Genomic DNA, 13280 nt, shown 5'->3' on the forward strand with positions numbered 1-13280 from the left:
GGGGGCGATATGAGCCAGATTTCTCAACGCAGCGAGCCCGAAGTGGTGGGCACGCCGCTGCAGCGCTGGGCGACGCGCATCAAGATGCAGCACGGCCGCAAGCTGGTGATTGCCATGCCGTATCTGTGGCTGATCCTGCTGTTCCTGCTGCCGTTCCTGATCGTGCTGAAGATCAGCTTTGCCGATATTGCGCGCGCTATTCCGCCGTACACCGATTTGGTCACCTGGGCCGATGGTCAGCTCAATCTGGTACTCAATCTCGGTAATTACTTCACGCTGACTGACGATCCGCTGTATGCCGATGCGTACCTGACATCGCTGAAAGTGGCGGGCATCTCCACCATTATCTGCCTGATGATCGGATATCCGCTGGCGTGGGCGGTGGCGCACAGCAAACCGTCAATGCGCACTATTTTGCTGCTGCTGGTGATCCTGCCATCGTGGACCTCGTTCCTGGTGCGCGTTTACGCGTGGATGGGCCTGCTCAACAACAACGGCATTCTCAACCGCTTCCTGATGTGGCTCGGCTTTATCGATCATCCGCTGGTGATCCTCTACACCAACACGGCGGTGTATATCGGGATCGTTTACTGCTATCTGCCGTTTATGGTGCTGCCAATTTATACCGCGCTGACGCGTATTGATTATTCGCTGGTGGAAGCCTCGCTGGATCTCGGTGCACGTCCGCTGAAGACCTTTTTCAGCGTGATTGTGCCGCTGACCAAAGGCGGGATTATTGCCGGTTCGATGCTGGTGTTTATTCCGGCGGTCGGCGAGTACGTGATTCCGGAACTGCTCGGCGGTCCGGACAGCATCATGATTGGGCGTATTTTGTGGCAGGAGTTCTTTAACAACCGTGACTGGCCGGTAGCGTCCGCGCTGGCGGTGATCATCCTCTTGATTCTGATATTGCCGATTATCTGGTTCCACAAACATCAGAACCGTGAAGTGGGAGAGAAAGAATGAGCCAGTTACCAACTATTCGCTCTCCGTGGCGCACTGTGATTCTGCTGCTGTGCTTTATGTTCCTCTACGCGCCGATGCTGCTGCTGGTGGTTTATTCCTTCAACAGTTCGCCGCTGGTCACGGTATGGGAGAGCTTCTCGTTCCACTGGTACAACGTATTGTTCCAGGATCAGGCGATGCTGGATGCGGTGGGACTCAGCCTGACCATCGCCGCGCTCTCAGCCACCATGGCGGTGGTGCTCGGCACCATGGCGGCGGTGGTGATTGTGCGCTTTGGCCGCTTCCGTGGACACAACGGCTTCGCCTTTATGCTGACGGCGCCGCTGGTGATGCCTGATGTGATCACCGGTTTGTCCTTGCTGCTGCTGTTTGTGGCGATGGGCAATACTCTTGGCTGGCCGAGCGATCGCGGCATGCTGACCATCTGGCTGGCGCACGTGACCTTCTGTACTGCTTACGTGGCGGTGGTGATCAATTCGCGTCTGCGTGAACTGGATCGCTCAATTGAAGAGGCGGCGATGGATCTCGGCGCAACGCCGGTGAAAGTGTTCTTTGTGATCACCGTACCGATGATCGCGCCGGCGATCGTTACCGGCTGGCTGCTGGCGTTTACCTTGTCGCTGGACGATTTAGTGATTGCCAGCTTCGTGACCGGCCCAGGCGCGACCACCTTGCCGATGGCGATTTTCGCCACCGTGCGTCGTGGCGTCAATCCGGAGATCAACGCTTTAGCCTCGCTGATTCTGTTTGTCGTCGGTTTAGTTGGTTTTATCGCCTGGCGCTTTATGGCGCACGAAGAAAAGCAGCGTTTACGCGATATTCAGAAAGCAAAACGTGGCTGAAAGCCGTAACATTTGTCACTATAAGAACGGGCTGATTTTATCGGCCCGTTTTATTATGGTTACGGAGCGACACCATGTCGGAAACCCTGAAACACGGTTCAATGATTAACGCTACACCGGTGCCCGTGATGGTGGCGGGCAGCGCTATCATCATTACGCGTTGCCTCAGCGTGTTGATGCTGGCCAACGAACTGGGTTACGACGAACTCGCCAACTTCGTGCATCGCAGCGCGCAAGCCTGGGATTCCACCCTGATCTTTATCGCTAGCCAGCTGATCTTCCTGTTTGAACTGCGCTGCGCCTTTATTTTGATGCGCGGTAACAATCGTGGGCGCTGGGGCTATGTCGCGACGCAAATCATTGTGCTGATCTACATGTTGATGGCATCAGTGGGCTGGATCTACCCGGAAATTTTTAGCATTCCTGGTGAAAGTAATGCGCAGATCATTCATCACACGCTGCTGCAAAAGCTCCCGGATGTGTTGGTATTAGGGCTGCTGTTTGTGCCCGCCAGCAGTCGCGCTTTTTTCCGGCGCCGGTGATACAATCGCCCCCGATTTTTTCTCCCGATTTTGAATACAGGCATTTGCATGCATTGCGCGCTTTATGATGCCGGTCGCTGTCGTTCGTGTCAGTGGCTGGAAAAACCCTATCCGCAACAGCTCAACGATAAGCAGTCGCTGCTTGAACAACTGCTGGCTGAAAAGCCGGTGGGCGAATGGCTGCCGCCGGTGCAATCCGCGCAGCAAGGGTTTCGCAATAAGGCCAAAATGGTAGTCAGCGGGAGCGTAGAGCGGCCGATTTTAGGCATGGTGGCGCGCGACGGTGAACCGGTCGATCTCTGCGCTTGCCCGCTCTATCCCGACAGCTTCAGTGCGGTGTTCGCGCAGCTCAAACCTTTTATCGCCCGCGCCGGTTTAACGCCCTACAACGTGGCGCGTAAACGCGGTGAGCTGAAATTTCTGCTGCTGACGGAGAGTACGCAGGGCGGCATGATGCTGCGTTTTGTGCTGCGTTCCACCAGCAAGCTGCAGCAGCTGCGCGACGCCTTGCCGTGGCTGCAACAGCAACTGCCGCAGCTGAAGGTGATTTCCGCCAATATTCAGCCGGTGCATATGGCGATTCTTGAAGGCGACGAAGAGATTGCGCTGACGCCGGATCAGGCGCTAGCGGAGCGCTTTAATCAGGTTCCGCTCTATATTCGCCCGCAAAGCTTCTTTCAGACCAATCCACAGGTTGCAGCCAATCTCTATGCCACCGCGCGCGATTGGGTCGCGCAGTTGCCGGTGAGCAGCATGTGGGATCTGTTTTGTGGCGTCGGGGGATTTGGCCTGCACTGCGCAACGCCCGAAATGCAGCTGACCGGCATCGAAATCAATGCTGAAGCCATCGCCTGTGCGCAGCAGTCGGCGCAGCAGCTGGGATTAGAAAAAGTGAGTTTTGCCGCGCTGGATTCCACGCAGTTCGCCACTTCACGGGAAGCGGTGCCGCAGCTGGTATTAGTGAATCCGCCACGTCGCGGTATTGGCGCAGAGTTGTGTGCTTATCTCAGTGAGATGGCGCCGGATTACCTTCTCTATTCCAGCTGCAATCCCAGCAGCATGGCGCAGGATATCGCGCGTCTGGCCAATTATGACGTGAGCCGCGTACAGCTGTTCGACATGTTCCCGCATACCGCGCATTTTGAAGTGCTGTGCTTGCTGAGCAAGAAGGGTGGGACGGCGTAACGTTCACCTGCACGGAGGACGTGCAGAACCTGGCAGGCAGCACGCTCCGCCATCCCATAATGCTTATTCCGGGAACCACTTCTGATTGATTTGCTGCCAGGTGCCGTTGGCCTTCAATGCCACTAACGCGCTGTTCAGCTCGTTCAGCAGCGGCTCATTGCCTTTGCGTACCGCTATACCTAAACCGGTGCCGAAGAAGTCGGTATCGGTGATGTGCTCGCCTACCGCGCTAAGATCGTCATTGGCCTTGAGCCACTGATTCACCACCGCCGTATCACCAAACACGCCGTTCAGGCGACCGTTTTTCAGGTCGAGAATCGCGTTCTGATAGCTGTCATACGCCACCGCAATCACCTCCGGATGTTTCTCCAGCAGGTATTTCTGATGTGTGGTGCCGTTCTCAACGCCAACACGTTTGCCTTTCAGCTGGCTGAAGTCGGTGAACTGGCCTTTATGCGCAATCACAATCGCCGAGTTAGCGTAGTAAGGTTGGGTGAAATCGACCTGCTTGCTGCGATCGGCGGTGATATCCATGCCGGAAATCACTGCGTCATAGCGACGGAATTTCAGCGACGGAATCAGGCTATCGAAGGCGTTGTTGGTGAAGGTGCAATCCGCTTTCATCTGCTGACACAGTGCTTTTGCCAGATCGATATCGAAGCCCACGATTTGGTTGTCGTGATCAAGGGATTCGAACGGGGGATAAGTGGCGGAAGAGGCGAAGCGGATTTTTTCCGCCGCATAAGCATTCATTGCCAGAGTTGCCAGCGCAGCAGCAACGATCCATTTTTTCATTATGTAACTCCTGTAAACCATGCCAGAGACGGAACGGGTTACACGATGCCAGTTAATGAATTTATATGCAATATTTTTGCTTATTAATTTAAACGAACAGCGGGCGCTTTTTTAGTGCGCCCGCAGGGAATAAATCAGTTACGACGCTCAAATGCCAGCGCACGCTTCTCGACCAGACGCATCATCAGCGTCAGCAAGCCGTTAACCACCAGATAGATCAGGCCAGCGGCAGCGTATACCGAGATATCGTAAGTGCGGCCATACAGCAGTTGTCCGTGGCCCATTACTTCCATCAACGTAATGGTGTAGGCCAGCGAGGTACTTTTAAATACCAGCACCACTTCGTTGGAGTAGGACGACAAGGCGCGCTTGAAGGCGTACGGCAGCAGAATGCGCAGCGTATCTTTGCGGTTCATGCCGAGCGCCGCGCAGGATTGCCATTGACCGGACGGAATGGCGCGCACCGCACCGTAAAACAGCTGCGTGGTATAAGCCGCACTGTTGAGCGACAGCGCCAGTAGCGCACACAGCCACGGCTGCGATAACAGATGCCACAACCAGGGAATGTTCTGGATGCTGGGGAACTGGCCGGGACCGTAATAGATCAGGAAGATCTGCACCAGCAGCGGCGTGCCGGTGAACAGCGTGATATAGCCTTTCACCAGCCAATTGAGCACCGGCACTTTGAGCGCCAGCACGATGGTGCAAAGTACAGAGAGCACCAATGCCGCAATCAGCGATGCCACGGTCAGCGTCAGGCTGGTGTGTAGCCCTTTCAGCAGCTCGGGTAAGTAATCCAGCATGCTTAAGCCCCTCGCTCGAAACGCGTGGTGCGCAATTCAATGCGGCGCAGCACGAACTGACTGAACAGCGTGATAATCAGATAGATCGCCGCCGCCACCAGATACCAGGTAAACGGCTCTTGCGTGCGCGTAGCGATACTTTTGGTTTGCAGCATCAGGTCATTCACGCTGATCAGCGATACCAGCGCAGTATCCTTCAGCAGCACCAGCCATTGGTTACCCAAACCGGGCAGCGCGTGACGCCACATCTGCGGCATGATCAGGCGCAGGAAAATCGCCGACTTCTTCATCCCCAGCGCCTGGCCCGATTCCCATTGACCCACCGGCACCGCTTTCAGCGCGCCGCGCAGGGTTTGTGATGCATAGGCGGAATAGAGCATCGCCAGCGCAATCACACCACACAGAAAGGGACTGACGTCGAAGTTTTCAATTTGCACCTGCACCGGAATAGCGAACAGGCCGAGATTGATGTGGAAGCCATCGGAGAACGTTAGCAGCAGCTGTGAGGCGCCGAAATAGATAAACAGCACCACCAGAATTTCCGGCAGGCCGCGAATCAGTGTGACCAGCGCGGTACCGAGCCACGCCAGTGGTTTCCAGCGCAGCGATTCCCAGCCAGCAAAAATCATCGCCAGCACAAGGCCGGCGATCAGTGCACAAACGGCAAGGCCGACGGTCATACCGGCGGCGCTTGCGAGTGGAATCATTTCATTCATCAGAAATTACTGCTGGAACCATTTGCTGTAGATGGTTTTGTAGGTGCCGTCAGCTTTGATCTTCTCCAGCGCCGCATTGAACTTGCCCTGCAGCTCGCTGTTGCCCTGACGCACAGCAATACCTAAACCGGTACCGAAGTAATCTTTGTCCGTCACTTTCTCACCCAGCGGCGCGAGGTTGGCGTTCTGCTTCAGCCACTCGTTGACCACGGCGGTGTCACCGAATACCGCATCGATACGACCGTTTTTCAGATCCAGCACCGCGTTCTGGTAGCTGTCGTAAGGCACAACGGTGATGTCGCTGTGTTTGTCAGAGAGGTATTTCTGGTGCGTGGTGCCGTTCTGCACGCCTACACGTTTGCCTTTCAGCGCGGCCACGTCAGCCATTTTGCCTTTCTGCGCGATGAAGATGGCAGAGTTGTCGTAGTACGGCTTGGAGAACAGCACTTGCTTCTCACGATCTGGCGTGATGTCCATGCCTGCCATCACCGCGTCAAAACGACGGAACTTCAGGCTGGGGATCAGGCTATCGAACGCCTGATTAGTGAAGGTGCAGGTCGCATCCATCTCTTTACACAGCGCGTTAGCCAGATCGACATCAAAGCCCTGAATTTTGTTATCAGAGTCGACGAATTCAAACGGAGGATAAGAAGCCTCGGTAGCAAAACGCAATGTCTGTGCCGCTGAAGCGCTCAGGCTCAGGCCAGCAAGGAGGGCAGCAATTACAACTTTTTTCATTAGAAGCATCCTGACTTAATGCGAAAGATAATTAGCAAACGCGTCGGTTTGCGGCTGTGTAAAGTGGCTGGCATCGCCTTGCTCAACAATGTGACCGTTTTCCATATACACCACGCGGCTGGCGGTTTTACGCGCCACTTCCACTTCGTGCGTCACGATCACTTGTGTGATGTTGGTTTGTGCCAGCTCACGAATAATGCTGACGATCTGGGCGGTGATTTCGGGATCGAGCGCAGCGGTCGGTTCATCAAACAGCAGCACCTGCGGCTCCATCATCAGCGCACGGGCAATCGCTACGCGCTGCTGCTGGCCGCCGGAAAGATGCAGCGGGAAGCGATCGGCGTAAGGCGTCAGGCGCAGACGGTCCAGCAGCTTTTCAGCACGCGCACGCGCGGCGTCCTTGCTGAGGCCGAGCACGCGGCACGGCGCTTCAATCAGGTTTTGCAGCACGCTCAGGTGCGGCCACAGATTATATTGCTGGAATACCATGCCCACGTTCTGCCGCAGCTCGCGAATCGCGCTGTCGGAAGGGGCTTTGGTGAAATCAAACTGGTTGCCGGCAATCTGCAGGCTGCCGGAGCGCGGTTGCTCCAGCAAGTTGAGGACGCGCAGGAGCGAACTTTTACCCGCGCCACTCGGGCCGAGCAACACCAGCGTTTCACCCTGCGGACAAGCCAGGTTGATATCGAACAGGGCCTGATGGGTACCGTAAAAACAGTTTATGGCGTTTAGTTGAATACTCATGCGCAAAAAATGAATAGTAATTAGTGTCGCGGATTTTAACGTCACCAGAATAGTTATGCAATTGTGGTGGGTTAATATTTATTAAAGAGCAGTGAAACCTCCAAAGCGTAGCACAAAATCGCGCAACTCAAGGTGGATGAGGGCTGGCAAGCCCTATTTTGTTCACAAAATATCAACAAAAAGCGCCGCAAGGATGCGGCGCACTAATCAATGGTATTAACGGCGGGAAAAGTGAACGGTTACTTTTTCGCTTCCAGCAGCTGCGTCAGCGAACCGCCGCCAGCGTGGGGCACCTGGCCGACATAACGCACATCATCAACCACCCAGCAGGTGCCTTCGTGGATCATCAGCACTTCATCTTGCCAGGTTTTGCTGTCGCGGCTCAGCTCAACCCGCAGCGGAATATTGCGCGCGTCGCGGTTAGGAATGGTGGATGCGCTGGCCACGTCCGCTGAAGTTGGGCCTTGCGCCAGGCTGGAAAAGAGATCGCCGCGGGTCCACGCCGCTGGTTTCGGATTCTGGCTGCTGGCACTCAGCAGCTTTTGATACAGGCGATCGCTCAGGTAAGGGCGATATTTCGCCAGTGTGTTGCTGTCTGGCAAACCTTGCGTCGGCTGGCTGACGCGTAAATCGTAGAACTGTTGCGCCACGCCGTCCGGACCCCCGTCAACGCAGGCAGCGGTGCGCGGGCCATTATCCTTAATCACTGGCTCAACGGTGGTACAAGCACTTAGCAGCAACGCTGCAGGAATAAGCAGCGCAAAGGCATTGTTTCTCATCTCGATTTCCTTATTGTTCACTGGCAAAGCGCCATTTTTAGCATAGAGTATAGCCTTGCTTTTAAGCGCTACGAGCTGATTCAGAAAAGGAGAACACCATGAAATTTTCTACAACGCCCACGCTGGAAGGACACAGCATCAGTGAATATTGCGGCGTGGTCGCCGGTGAAGCGATTCTCGGCGCCAATATTTTCCGCGATTTTTTCGCCGGTATCCGCGATATCGTCGGTGGCCGCTCTGGCGCCTACGAAAAAGAGTTACGCAAAGCGCGCCAGATCGCCTTTAAAGAGCTGGAAGAGCAGGCGAAAGCGCTCGGCGCCAACGCGGTGGTGGGCATCGATATCGACTACGAAACTGTCGGCAAAGAGGGCAGCATGTTGATGGTGAGCGTCACCGGCACCGCCGTGATTATTCGCTAATGCGCGTGGTTGTCCTGCTGGCGGTGGCGCTGTTACTTAGCGCTTGTCAGTCATCGATTGAAGCGCGCCACGGTTACTGGGTTGATACCGCGCATCCGGCGCAGGGCGCGCGGCCGCGTATTAAGGTGGTGGTGATTCATTACACCGCTGAGGATTTCTCCAATTCGCTGGCGACGCTGACCGATCGGGAAGTTAGCGCGCACTACCTGATTCCGCAGAATCCGCCGCATAAAAACGGCAAGGGCGTGGTGTGGCAATTGGTGCCGGAAAGCCAACTCGCGTGGCACGCAGGCCCGAGTTTCTGGCGCGGCGCAACGCGCATTAATGACACTTCGATTGGCATTGAAATCGTCAACAGTGGTTATCGTCGAACCTTAACGGGTTTGCAGTGGCAGCCCTTTACGCCGCAGCAGATCAGCGCGCTGATGGCGCTGGTCAAAGATATCACTCAGCGCTACGGCATCGCGCCGGAAAATGTGGTCGGGCACAGCGATATCGCGCCGCAGCGTAAGCAGGATCCCGGTCCGCTGTTTCCCTGGCAGCAGCTGGCAGAGCACGGTTTAGGCGCTTGGCCCGAGCAGGCAACGGTGCAGCGCTATCTTAACGGACGCGCGGCGGATGAAGGCGTGGATCAGGCAGAACTGCTGGATGCGCTGCAGCGCTATGGCTACGACGTGGCGGCGGCGACCACGCCGCAGATGCAGCGCAAGCTGATTGCGGCGTTTCAAATGCATTTCCGCCCGCGTGATTATCGCGGCATCGCCGATGCAGAAACCCTGGCGATCGCCCGCGCGTTATTAGCGAAGTACGGCGCGGCGCAGTGATACGCGGCATTGGTCGCCATAAATGGCGGCCCTTTGTTTACTGCTGCAGGAATGCCTGCCAGTGCGCCACCAGCCGTTGCAGATCCTGACGGCTGACATCCAGATGCGTGACAATACGCGTTACGGGCCCAACGCTGATTAGCACATCGCCCGACTGCATCCAGCTTTTCAGCGCGTCAACTTTCTCTGTTGGCACCTTCACAAACAGCATGTTGGTGTGCTGATTGAGCACTTCAACACCGATGGCGCTGAGCTGCTCGCCTAACCATGCCGCATTATCATGATCCTCTTTGAGACGCGCGACATTGTGCTTCAACGCATACAACCCCGCCGCGGCCAGAATGCCCGACTGGCGCATGCCGCCGCCGGTCATTTTGCGCCAGCGACGCGCTTGCTCAATGTAGGCTTCATCGCCACACAGCAGCGAACCAATCGGCGTGCCAAGGCCTTTTGACAGGCAGATGGTTAAGGTGTCGCAGTAACGCGCAATCGCTTCCAGCTCCACATTCTGTGCCACCACGGCGTTAAAAATACGTGCGCCATCAATGTGCAGCGCCAGCTTATGCTCGCGGGTGAAACTCCACGCTTGCTCCAGATAGCTCAGCGGCAGCACTTTACCGTGATGGGTGTTTTCCAGGCTTAACAGACGGGTGCGGGCGAAGTGGAAATCGTCGGGTTTGATGGCGGCGGCCACCTCCGCCAGCGGCAGGGAACCATCTTCCGCATGCAGAATTGGCTGTGGCTGAATGCTGCCAAGCACCGCTGCGCCGCCGGCTTCATATTTGTAGTTGTGCGCCTGCTGACCCACGATATATTCATCGCCGCGCTGGCAGTGACACAGCAGCGCTACCAGATTAGCTTGCGTGCCGGTGGGGAAGAACAGAGCGGCGGCTTTGCCGCTCAAGCGTGCGGCTTCAACTTCCAGTGCGTATACGGTGGGGTCATCGCGGTAGACATCATCGCCGGTTTCGGCTGCCATCATGGCATCGAGCATGGCAGCACTTGGGCGGGTTACGGTATCACTGCGTAGATCGATCACGTCGCTCTCCTGAAATAAAAAAGCGGGCGAAGTGCCCGCGTTATCATCATGTCTGGCCTGAATTGTTTTACCTCAGCCAGTTGGTTTTCGCCAGCTCCACGATCTCATCACCGCGTCCATTCAGAATGGCACGCATCATGTAGAGGCTGAAACCTTTGGCCTGCTCGGCTTTAATCTGCGGCGGCATCGACAACTCTTCTTTGGCGGTAATCACGTCAAGCAACACCGGGCCATCGTGCGCAAAGGCTTCCTGCAGCGCGCCGTTAAGATCGGAGGCTTTCTCGACGCGAATGCCTTTGATGCCGCAGGCGGCGGCGATGGCGGCGAAATCAGGGTTTTCGAGGTCGGTGCCGTCGGTCAGATAGCCACCGGCTTTCATCTCCATCGCCACAAAGCCCAGCACGCTGTTATTGAAGATCACCAGTTTCACCGGCAGCTTGAGCTGCGCCACCGAAATGAAATCGCCCATCAACATGCTAAAACCGCCGTCGCCACACAGCGCCACCACCTGACGCTGCTTGTCCAGCGACTGCGCGCCCAACGCCTGCGGCATGGCGTTGGCCATCGAACCGTGATTGAACGAGCCGATCAAACGACGTTTGCCGTTCATCTTCAGATAGCGCGCTGCCCACACGGTTGGCGTGCCGACGTCGCAGGTAAAGATGGCGTCGTCATCGGCGTATTCGCTGATTTGCTGGGCCAGATATTGCGGGTGAATCGCCAGCTTATCGTTAGCGGTGGCCAGTTCGTCCAGCCCTTTACGCGCATCGACATAATGCTCCAGTGCTTTATCCAGATGCTGACGATCGGTTTTGCTGGTGAGCTGCGGCTGCAGCGCATGCAAGGTAGTTTTGATGTCACCCACCAGCGCCATATCCACATGGCTGTGTGAGCCAAGGCTGCCCGGATTGATGTCGATCTGAATGATTTTGGCATCGGCCGGATAGAAGGCGCGATAGGGGAATTGCGTCCCCAGCAGCACTAAGGTATCGGCATTCATCATGGCGTGGAAACCAGAGGAGAAGCCAATCAATCCGGTCATGCCGACATCGTAAGGGTTATCGTATTCGATGTGCTCTTTACCGCGCATCGCGTGCACAATCGGCGCTTTTAGCGTTTCTGCCAGCTTCACCACTTCGTCATGCGCGCCAGCGCAACCGCTGCCGCACAGCAGGGTGATATTTTTCGCTGCATTCAACGTTTCAGCTAAGGCGGCCACTTCGCGGGCGGTTGGCACCACGTGCGGCAACTGCGGCGGATACCATTCGCTGCGTGCGCTTTCCGGGGCCGGCTGCAATGCCACGTCGCCGGGGATCACAATCACTGATACGCCACGATTGAGAATCGCTTTACGCATCGCAATGCCTAGCACCTGCGGCAGCTGCTCCGGATTGGAAACTAGCTCGCAATAGTGGCTGCATTCGCGGAATAATTCTTGTGGGTGGGTTTCCTGAAAATAGCCGCTACCAATTTCGCTGGAAAGAATGTGGGCGGCGATGGCCAAAACCGGAACGTGATTGCGGTGGCAATCAAACAAGCCGTTGATGAGATGCAGGTTGCCCGGTCCACAGGAACCGGCGCATACCGCCAATTCACCGCTGATTTGTGCTTCAGCGCCGGCCGCGAAGGCTGCCACTTCTTCATGGCGCGTCGGCATCCATTCGATGGTGCCCATGCGATTCAGGCTGTCGCTCAGCCCGTTGAGAGAGTCACCGGTGACGCCCCAAATGCGTTTCACGCCGGCGTTTTCCAAAGTTTTTGCCAGCATTGCCGCCACAGTTTGCTTCATCGTTATGCTCCTTTCTGGTGTTGAGCCATCCATGCCGATGGCGAAAACGTGTCAGTCAGAAAGCGTAGACGATGAAGCTGGCGTGCAGGCGTGAAAAAATGCGTTATGCCGAGAACAGGGCGATAAGGATTGGCGCCAGCAAACTCATAATAAAACCGTGCACAATCGCAGCGGGCACGATCTCCATGCCGCCGGTGCGTTGCAGGATTGGCAGCGTGAAATCCATCGAGGTCGCGCCGCTCAAGCCCAGCGTCATGCTGCGTTGACGCGTGATCAGCAGCGGAATCAGCATAATGGTGATCAGCTCACGCAGCAGGTCGTTGAAGAAGGCGGCGCTGCCTATCACCGGGCCGAACGATTCGCTCATCAGAATGCCGGAGAGCGAATACCAGCCGAAACCGCTGGCTAACGCCAGGCCGGTTTTGATCGGCAGATCCAGCAGCAGCGCGGCCATTACGCCGCCCACCAGCGCGCTGCACAGCGATACCAGCGCCACCAGCATGCCGCGCCGGTTGATGGTGATTTGACGTAGCGTCATGCCGCTGCTGCGCAGCTGAATACCGACCAGCAATAGCATCAGCATCAAGGCGTATTCACTGATGGTCGAGGCGTGACGCAGCGGCGCCCATTGACTCAAACCGAGCAGAAAGCCCGCCAGCACCGAACCGCACAGCTTGAGCGACTCCAGCGCCATATGCAGACGCGACGGCAGCGCTTGTGGCTTGTGCTGATGACGCCAAGGCCAGCGTCGCTCCAGCAGCCACAGCGCCAGTAGCGAGCAGGCAAGAATGCTCAGCATGCTCACCAGCGCGATGTGGAAAATGGCCAGCAAATTGCTGCTCAGGTTATCGAGAAATGCCAGGCTGGTGCCCATAAAGAACAGAATGATGTAGACCAGCGCGCTCAGCGTGCGGGCAACCGCCTGTAAAAGCGTGGTGTGGCGCAGCGGCAGCAGATAGCCGAAAATCAGCGGCAAAAGGATGATAATCAATCCGTACATGTGAGGTTTCTATCCATGATTTGCGGGCTGCCACGCTAGCGAAAAACGGTTGAAGTGTAAACCTTTTCCCCTGGCGCTGACTTGACCAACGCAGCGTGG

The 13280-nt window shown here is 56.3% G+C and carries 15 protein-coding genes; 6 read left to right on the forward strand and 9 right to left on the reverse strand.

Annotation, left to right across the window (positions count from 1 at the left end):
* Nucleotides 1-9 precede the first annotated feature (9 nt).
* The 4 genes from potH to rlmC all read left to right on the forward strand — a co-directional run bounded on the left by potH (nt 10) and on the right by rlmC (nt 3535).
* On the forward strand, nt 10-966 hold the full coding sequence (gene potH / locus ACYAC5_RS06695; protein ID WP_192413896.1) for a putrescine ABC transporter permease PotH: 957 nt from the start codon (nt 10-12) through the stop codon (nt 964-966).
* Entirely contained in the window at nt 963-1808 is an 846-nt protein-coding gene (potI, locus tag ACYAC5_RS06700; RefSeq protein ID WP_101760983.1) for a putrescine ABC transporter permease PotI, read from the forward strand. Before potH ends, potI begins: the two co-directional genes overlap by 4 nt.
* A gap of 74 nt (nt 1809-1882) precedes the next feature.
* Nucleotides 1883-2350, forward strand: a complete 468-nt coding sequence (locus ACYAC5_RS06705; protein WP_101760982.1) for a YbjO family protein — start codon at nt 1883-1885, stop codon at nt 2348-2350.
* A 48-nt stretch (nt 2351-2398) separates the two neighbouring features.
* Nucleotides 2399-3535, forward strand: a complete 1137-nt coding sequence (gene rlmC, locus ACYAC5_RS06710) for a 23S rRNA (uracil(747)-C(5))-methyltransferase RlmC (protein ID WP_110865828.1) — start codon at nt 2399-2401, stop codon at nt 3533-3535.
* A 63-nt stretch (nt 3536-3598) separates the two neighbouring features.
* Here the strand turns inward: rlmC and artJ (ACYAC5_RS06715) are convergent, their stop codons facing one another.
* From artJ (ACYAC5_RS06715) to ACYAC5_RS06740, 6 genes are all read right to left on the reverse strand, one after another.
* On the reverse strand, nt 3599-4330 hold the full coding sequence (gene artJ / locus ACYAC5_RS06715; RefSeq protein ID WP_097094391.1) for an arginine ABC transporter substrate-binding protein: 732 nt from the start codon (nt 4328-4330) through the stop codon (nt 3599-3601).
* A 134-nt stretch (nt 4331-4464) separates the two neighbouring features.
* The gene (artM, locus tag ACYAC5_RS06720) at nt 4465-5133 is read right to left on the reverse strand and encodes an arginine ABC transporter permease ArtM (RefSeq protein ID WP_008102451.1); all 669 of its coding nucleotides are present in this window, start codon (nt 5131-5133) and stop codon (nt 4465-4467) included.
* A 2-nt stretch (nt 5134-5135) separates the two neighbouring features.
* A complete protein-coding gene (gene artQ, locus ACYAC5_RS06725; protein WP_462062635.1) occupies nt 5136-5849 on the reverse strand; it encodes an arginine ABC transporter permease ArtQ in 714 nt (237 codons plus the stop codon).
* Nucleotides 5850-5855: 6 nt separating this feature from the next.
* Nucleotides 5856-6587: an arginine ABC transporter substrate-binding protein gene (gene artJ, locus ACYAC5_RS06730; RefSeq protein ID WP_008102446.1), complete on the reverse strand. Its 732-nt coding sequence runs from the start codon at nt 6585-6587 to the stop codon at nt 5856-5858.
* A gap of 15 nt (nt 6588-6602) precedes the next feature.
* Nucleotides 6603-7331 carry an arginine ABC transporter ATP-binding protein ArtP gene (gene artP, locus ACYAC5_RS06735; protein ID WP_101760978.1) on the reverse strand — a complete coding sequence of 243 codons (729 nt, stop codon included), beginning with the start codon at nt 7329-7331 and terminating at the stop codon, nt 6603-6605.
* A gap of 239 nt (nt 7332-7570) precedes the next feature.
* A complete protein-coding gene (locus ACYAC5_RS06740; protein WP_217547102.1) occupies nt 7571-8110 on the reverse strand; it encodes a lipoprotein in 540 nt (179 codons plus the stop codon).
* 98 nt (nt 8111-8208) lie between these two features.
* On the opposite strand from ACYAC5_RS06740, the gene ACYAC5_RS06745 reads away from it, so the two are divergent.
* Together ACYAC5_RS06745 and ACYAC5_RS06750 are read left to right on the forward strand one after the other, a co-directional pair.
* A complete protein-coding gene (locus ACYAC5_RS06745; protein ID WP_007887640.1) occupies nt 8209-8529 on the forward strand; it encodes a heavy metal-binding domain-containing protein in 321 nt (106 codons plus the stop codon).
* Nucleotides 8529-9353 carry an N-acetylmuramoyl-L-alanine amidase gene (locus ACYAC5_RS06750; protein ID WP_462062637.1) on the forward strand — a complete coding sequence of 275 codons (825 nt, stop codon included), beginning with the start codon at nt 8529-8531 and terminating at the stop codon, nt 9351-9353. The genes ACYAC5_RS06745 and ACYAC5_RS06750 overlap by 1 nt, the downstream gene beginning before the upstream one ends.
* A gap of 37 nt (nt 9354-9390) precedes the next feature.
* On the opposite strand, the gene ltaE is transcribed toward ACYAC5_RS06750, so the two are convergent.
* The 3 genes from ltaE to ACYAC5_RS06765 all read right to left on the reverse strand — a co-directional run bounded on the left by ltaE (nt 9391) and on the right by ACYAC5_RS06765 (nt 13181).
* A complete protein-coding gene (gene ltaE / locus ACYAC5_RS06755; RefSeq protein ID WP_137385478.1) occupies nt 9391-10392 on the reverse strand; it encodes a low-specificity L-threonine aldolase in 1002 nt (333 codons plus the stop codon).
* A 67-nt stretch (nt 10393-10459) separates the two neighbouring features.
* Nucleotides 10460-12181 carry a ubiquinone-dependent pyruvate dehydrogenase gene (poxB, locus tag ACYAC5_RS06760; RefSeq protein ID WP_462062639.1) on the reverse strand — a complete coding sequence of 574 codons (1722 nt, stop codon included), beginning with the start codon at nt 12179-12181 and terminating at the stop codon, nt 10460-10462.
* Between the two features lie 103 nt (nt 12182-12284).
* Nucleotides 12285-13181, reverse strand: coding sequence for a LysO family transporter (locus tag ACYAC5_RS06765; protein WP_101760973.1), 897 nt, complete (start codon nt 13179-13181; stop codon nt 12285-12287).
* Between the last annotated feature and the right edge of the window lie 99 nt (nt 13182-13280).

Source organism: Pantoea sp. y20, assembly GCF_054903455.1.

What these genes read in the sequence shown, in the direction of transcription:
- potH (WP_192413896.1), top strand. Translation starts at nt 10, where the DNA reads ATGAGCCAGATTTCTCAACGCAGCGAGCCCGAAGTGGTGGGCACGCCG.
- potI (WP_101760983.1), top strand. Translation starts at nt 963, where the DNA reads ATGAGCCAGTTACCAACTATTCGCTCTCCGTGGCGCACTGTGATTCTG.
- ACYAC5_RS06705 (WP_101760982.1), top strand. Translation starts at nt 1,883, where the DNA reads ATGTCGGAAACCCTGAAACACGGTTCAATGATTAACGCTACACCGGTG.
- rlmC (WP_110865828.1), top strand. Translation starts at nt 2,399, where the DNA reads ATGCATTGCGCGCTTTATGATGCCGGTCGCTGTCGTTCGTGTCAGTGG.
- artJ (WP_097094391.1), bottom strand. Translation starts at nt 4,330, where the DNA reads ATGAAAAAATGGATCGTTGCTGCTGCGCTGGCAACTCTGGCAATGAAT.
- artM (WP_008102451.1), bottom strand. Translation starts at nt 5,133, where the DNA reads ATGCTGGATTACTTACCCGAGCTGCTGAAAGGGCTACACACCAGCCTG.
- artQ (WP_462062635.1), bottom strand. Translation starts at nt 5,849, where the DNA reads ATGAATGAAATGATTCCACTCGCAAGCGCCGCCGGTATGACCGTCGGC.
- artJ (WP_008102446.1), bottom strand. Translation starts at nt 6,587, where the DNA reads ATGAAAAAAGTTGTAATTGCTGCCCTCCTTGCTGGCCTGAGCCTGAGC.
- artP (WP_101760978.1), bottom strand. Translation starts at nt 7,331, where the DNA reads ATGAGTATTCAACTAAACGCCATAAACTGTTTTTACGGTACCCATCAG.
- ACYAC5_RS06740 (WP_217547102.1), bottom strand. Translation starts at nt 8,110, where the DNA reads ATGAGAAACAATGCCTTTGCGCTGCTTATTCCTGCAGCGTTGCTGCTA.
- ACYAC5_RS06745 (WP_007887640.1), top strand. Translation starts at nt 8,209, where the DNA reads ATGAAATTTTCTACAACGCCCACGCTGGAAGGACACAGCATCAGTGAA.
- ACYAC5_RS06750 (WP_462062637.1), top strand. Translation starts at nt 8,529, where the DNA reads ATGCGCGTGGTTGTCCTGCTGGCGGTGGCGCTGTTACTTAGCGCTTGT.
- poxB (WP_462062639.1), bottom strand. Translation starts at nt 12,181, where the DNA reads ATGAAGCAAACTGTGGCGGCAATGCTGGCAAAAACTTTGGAAAACGCC.
- ACYAC5_RS06765 (WP_101760973.1), bottom strand. Translation starts at nt 13,181, where the DNA reads ATGTACGGATTGATTATCATCCTTTTGCCGCTGATTTTCGGCTATCTG.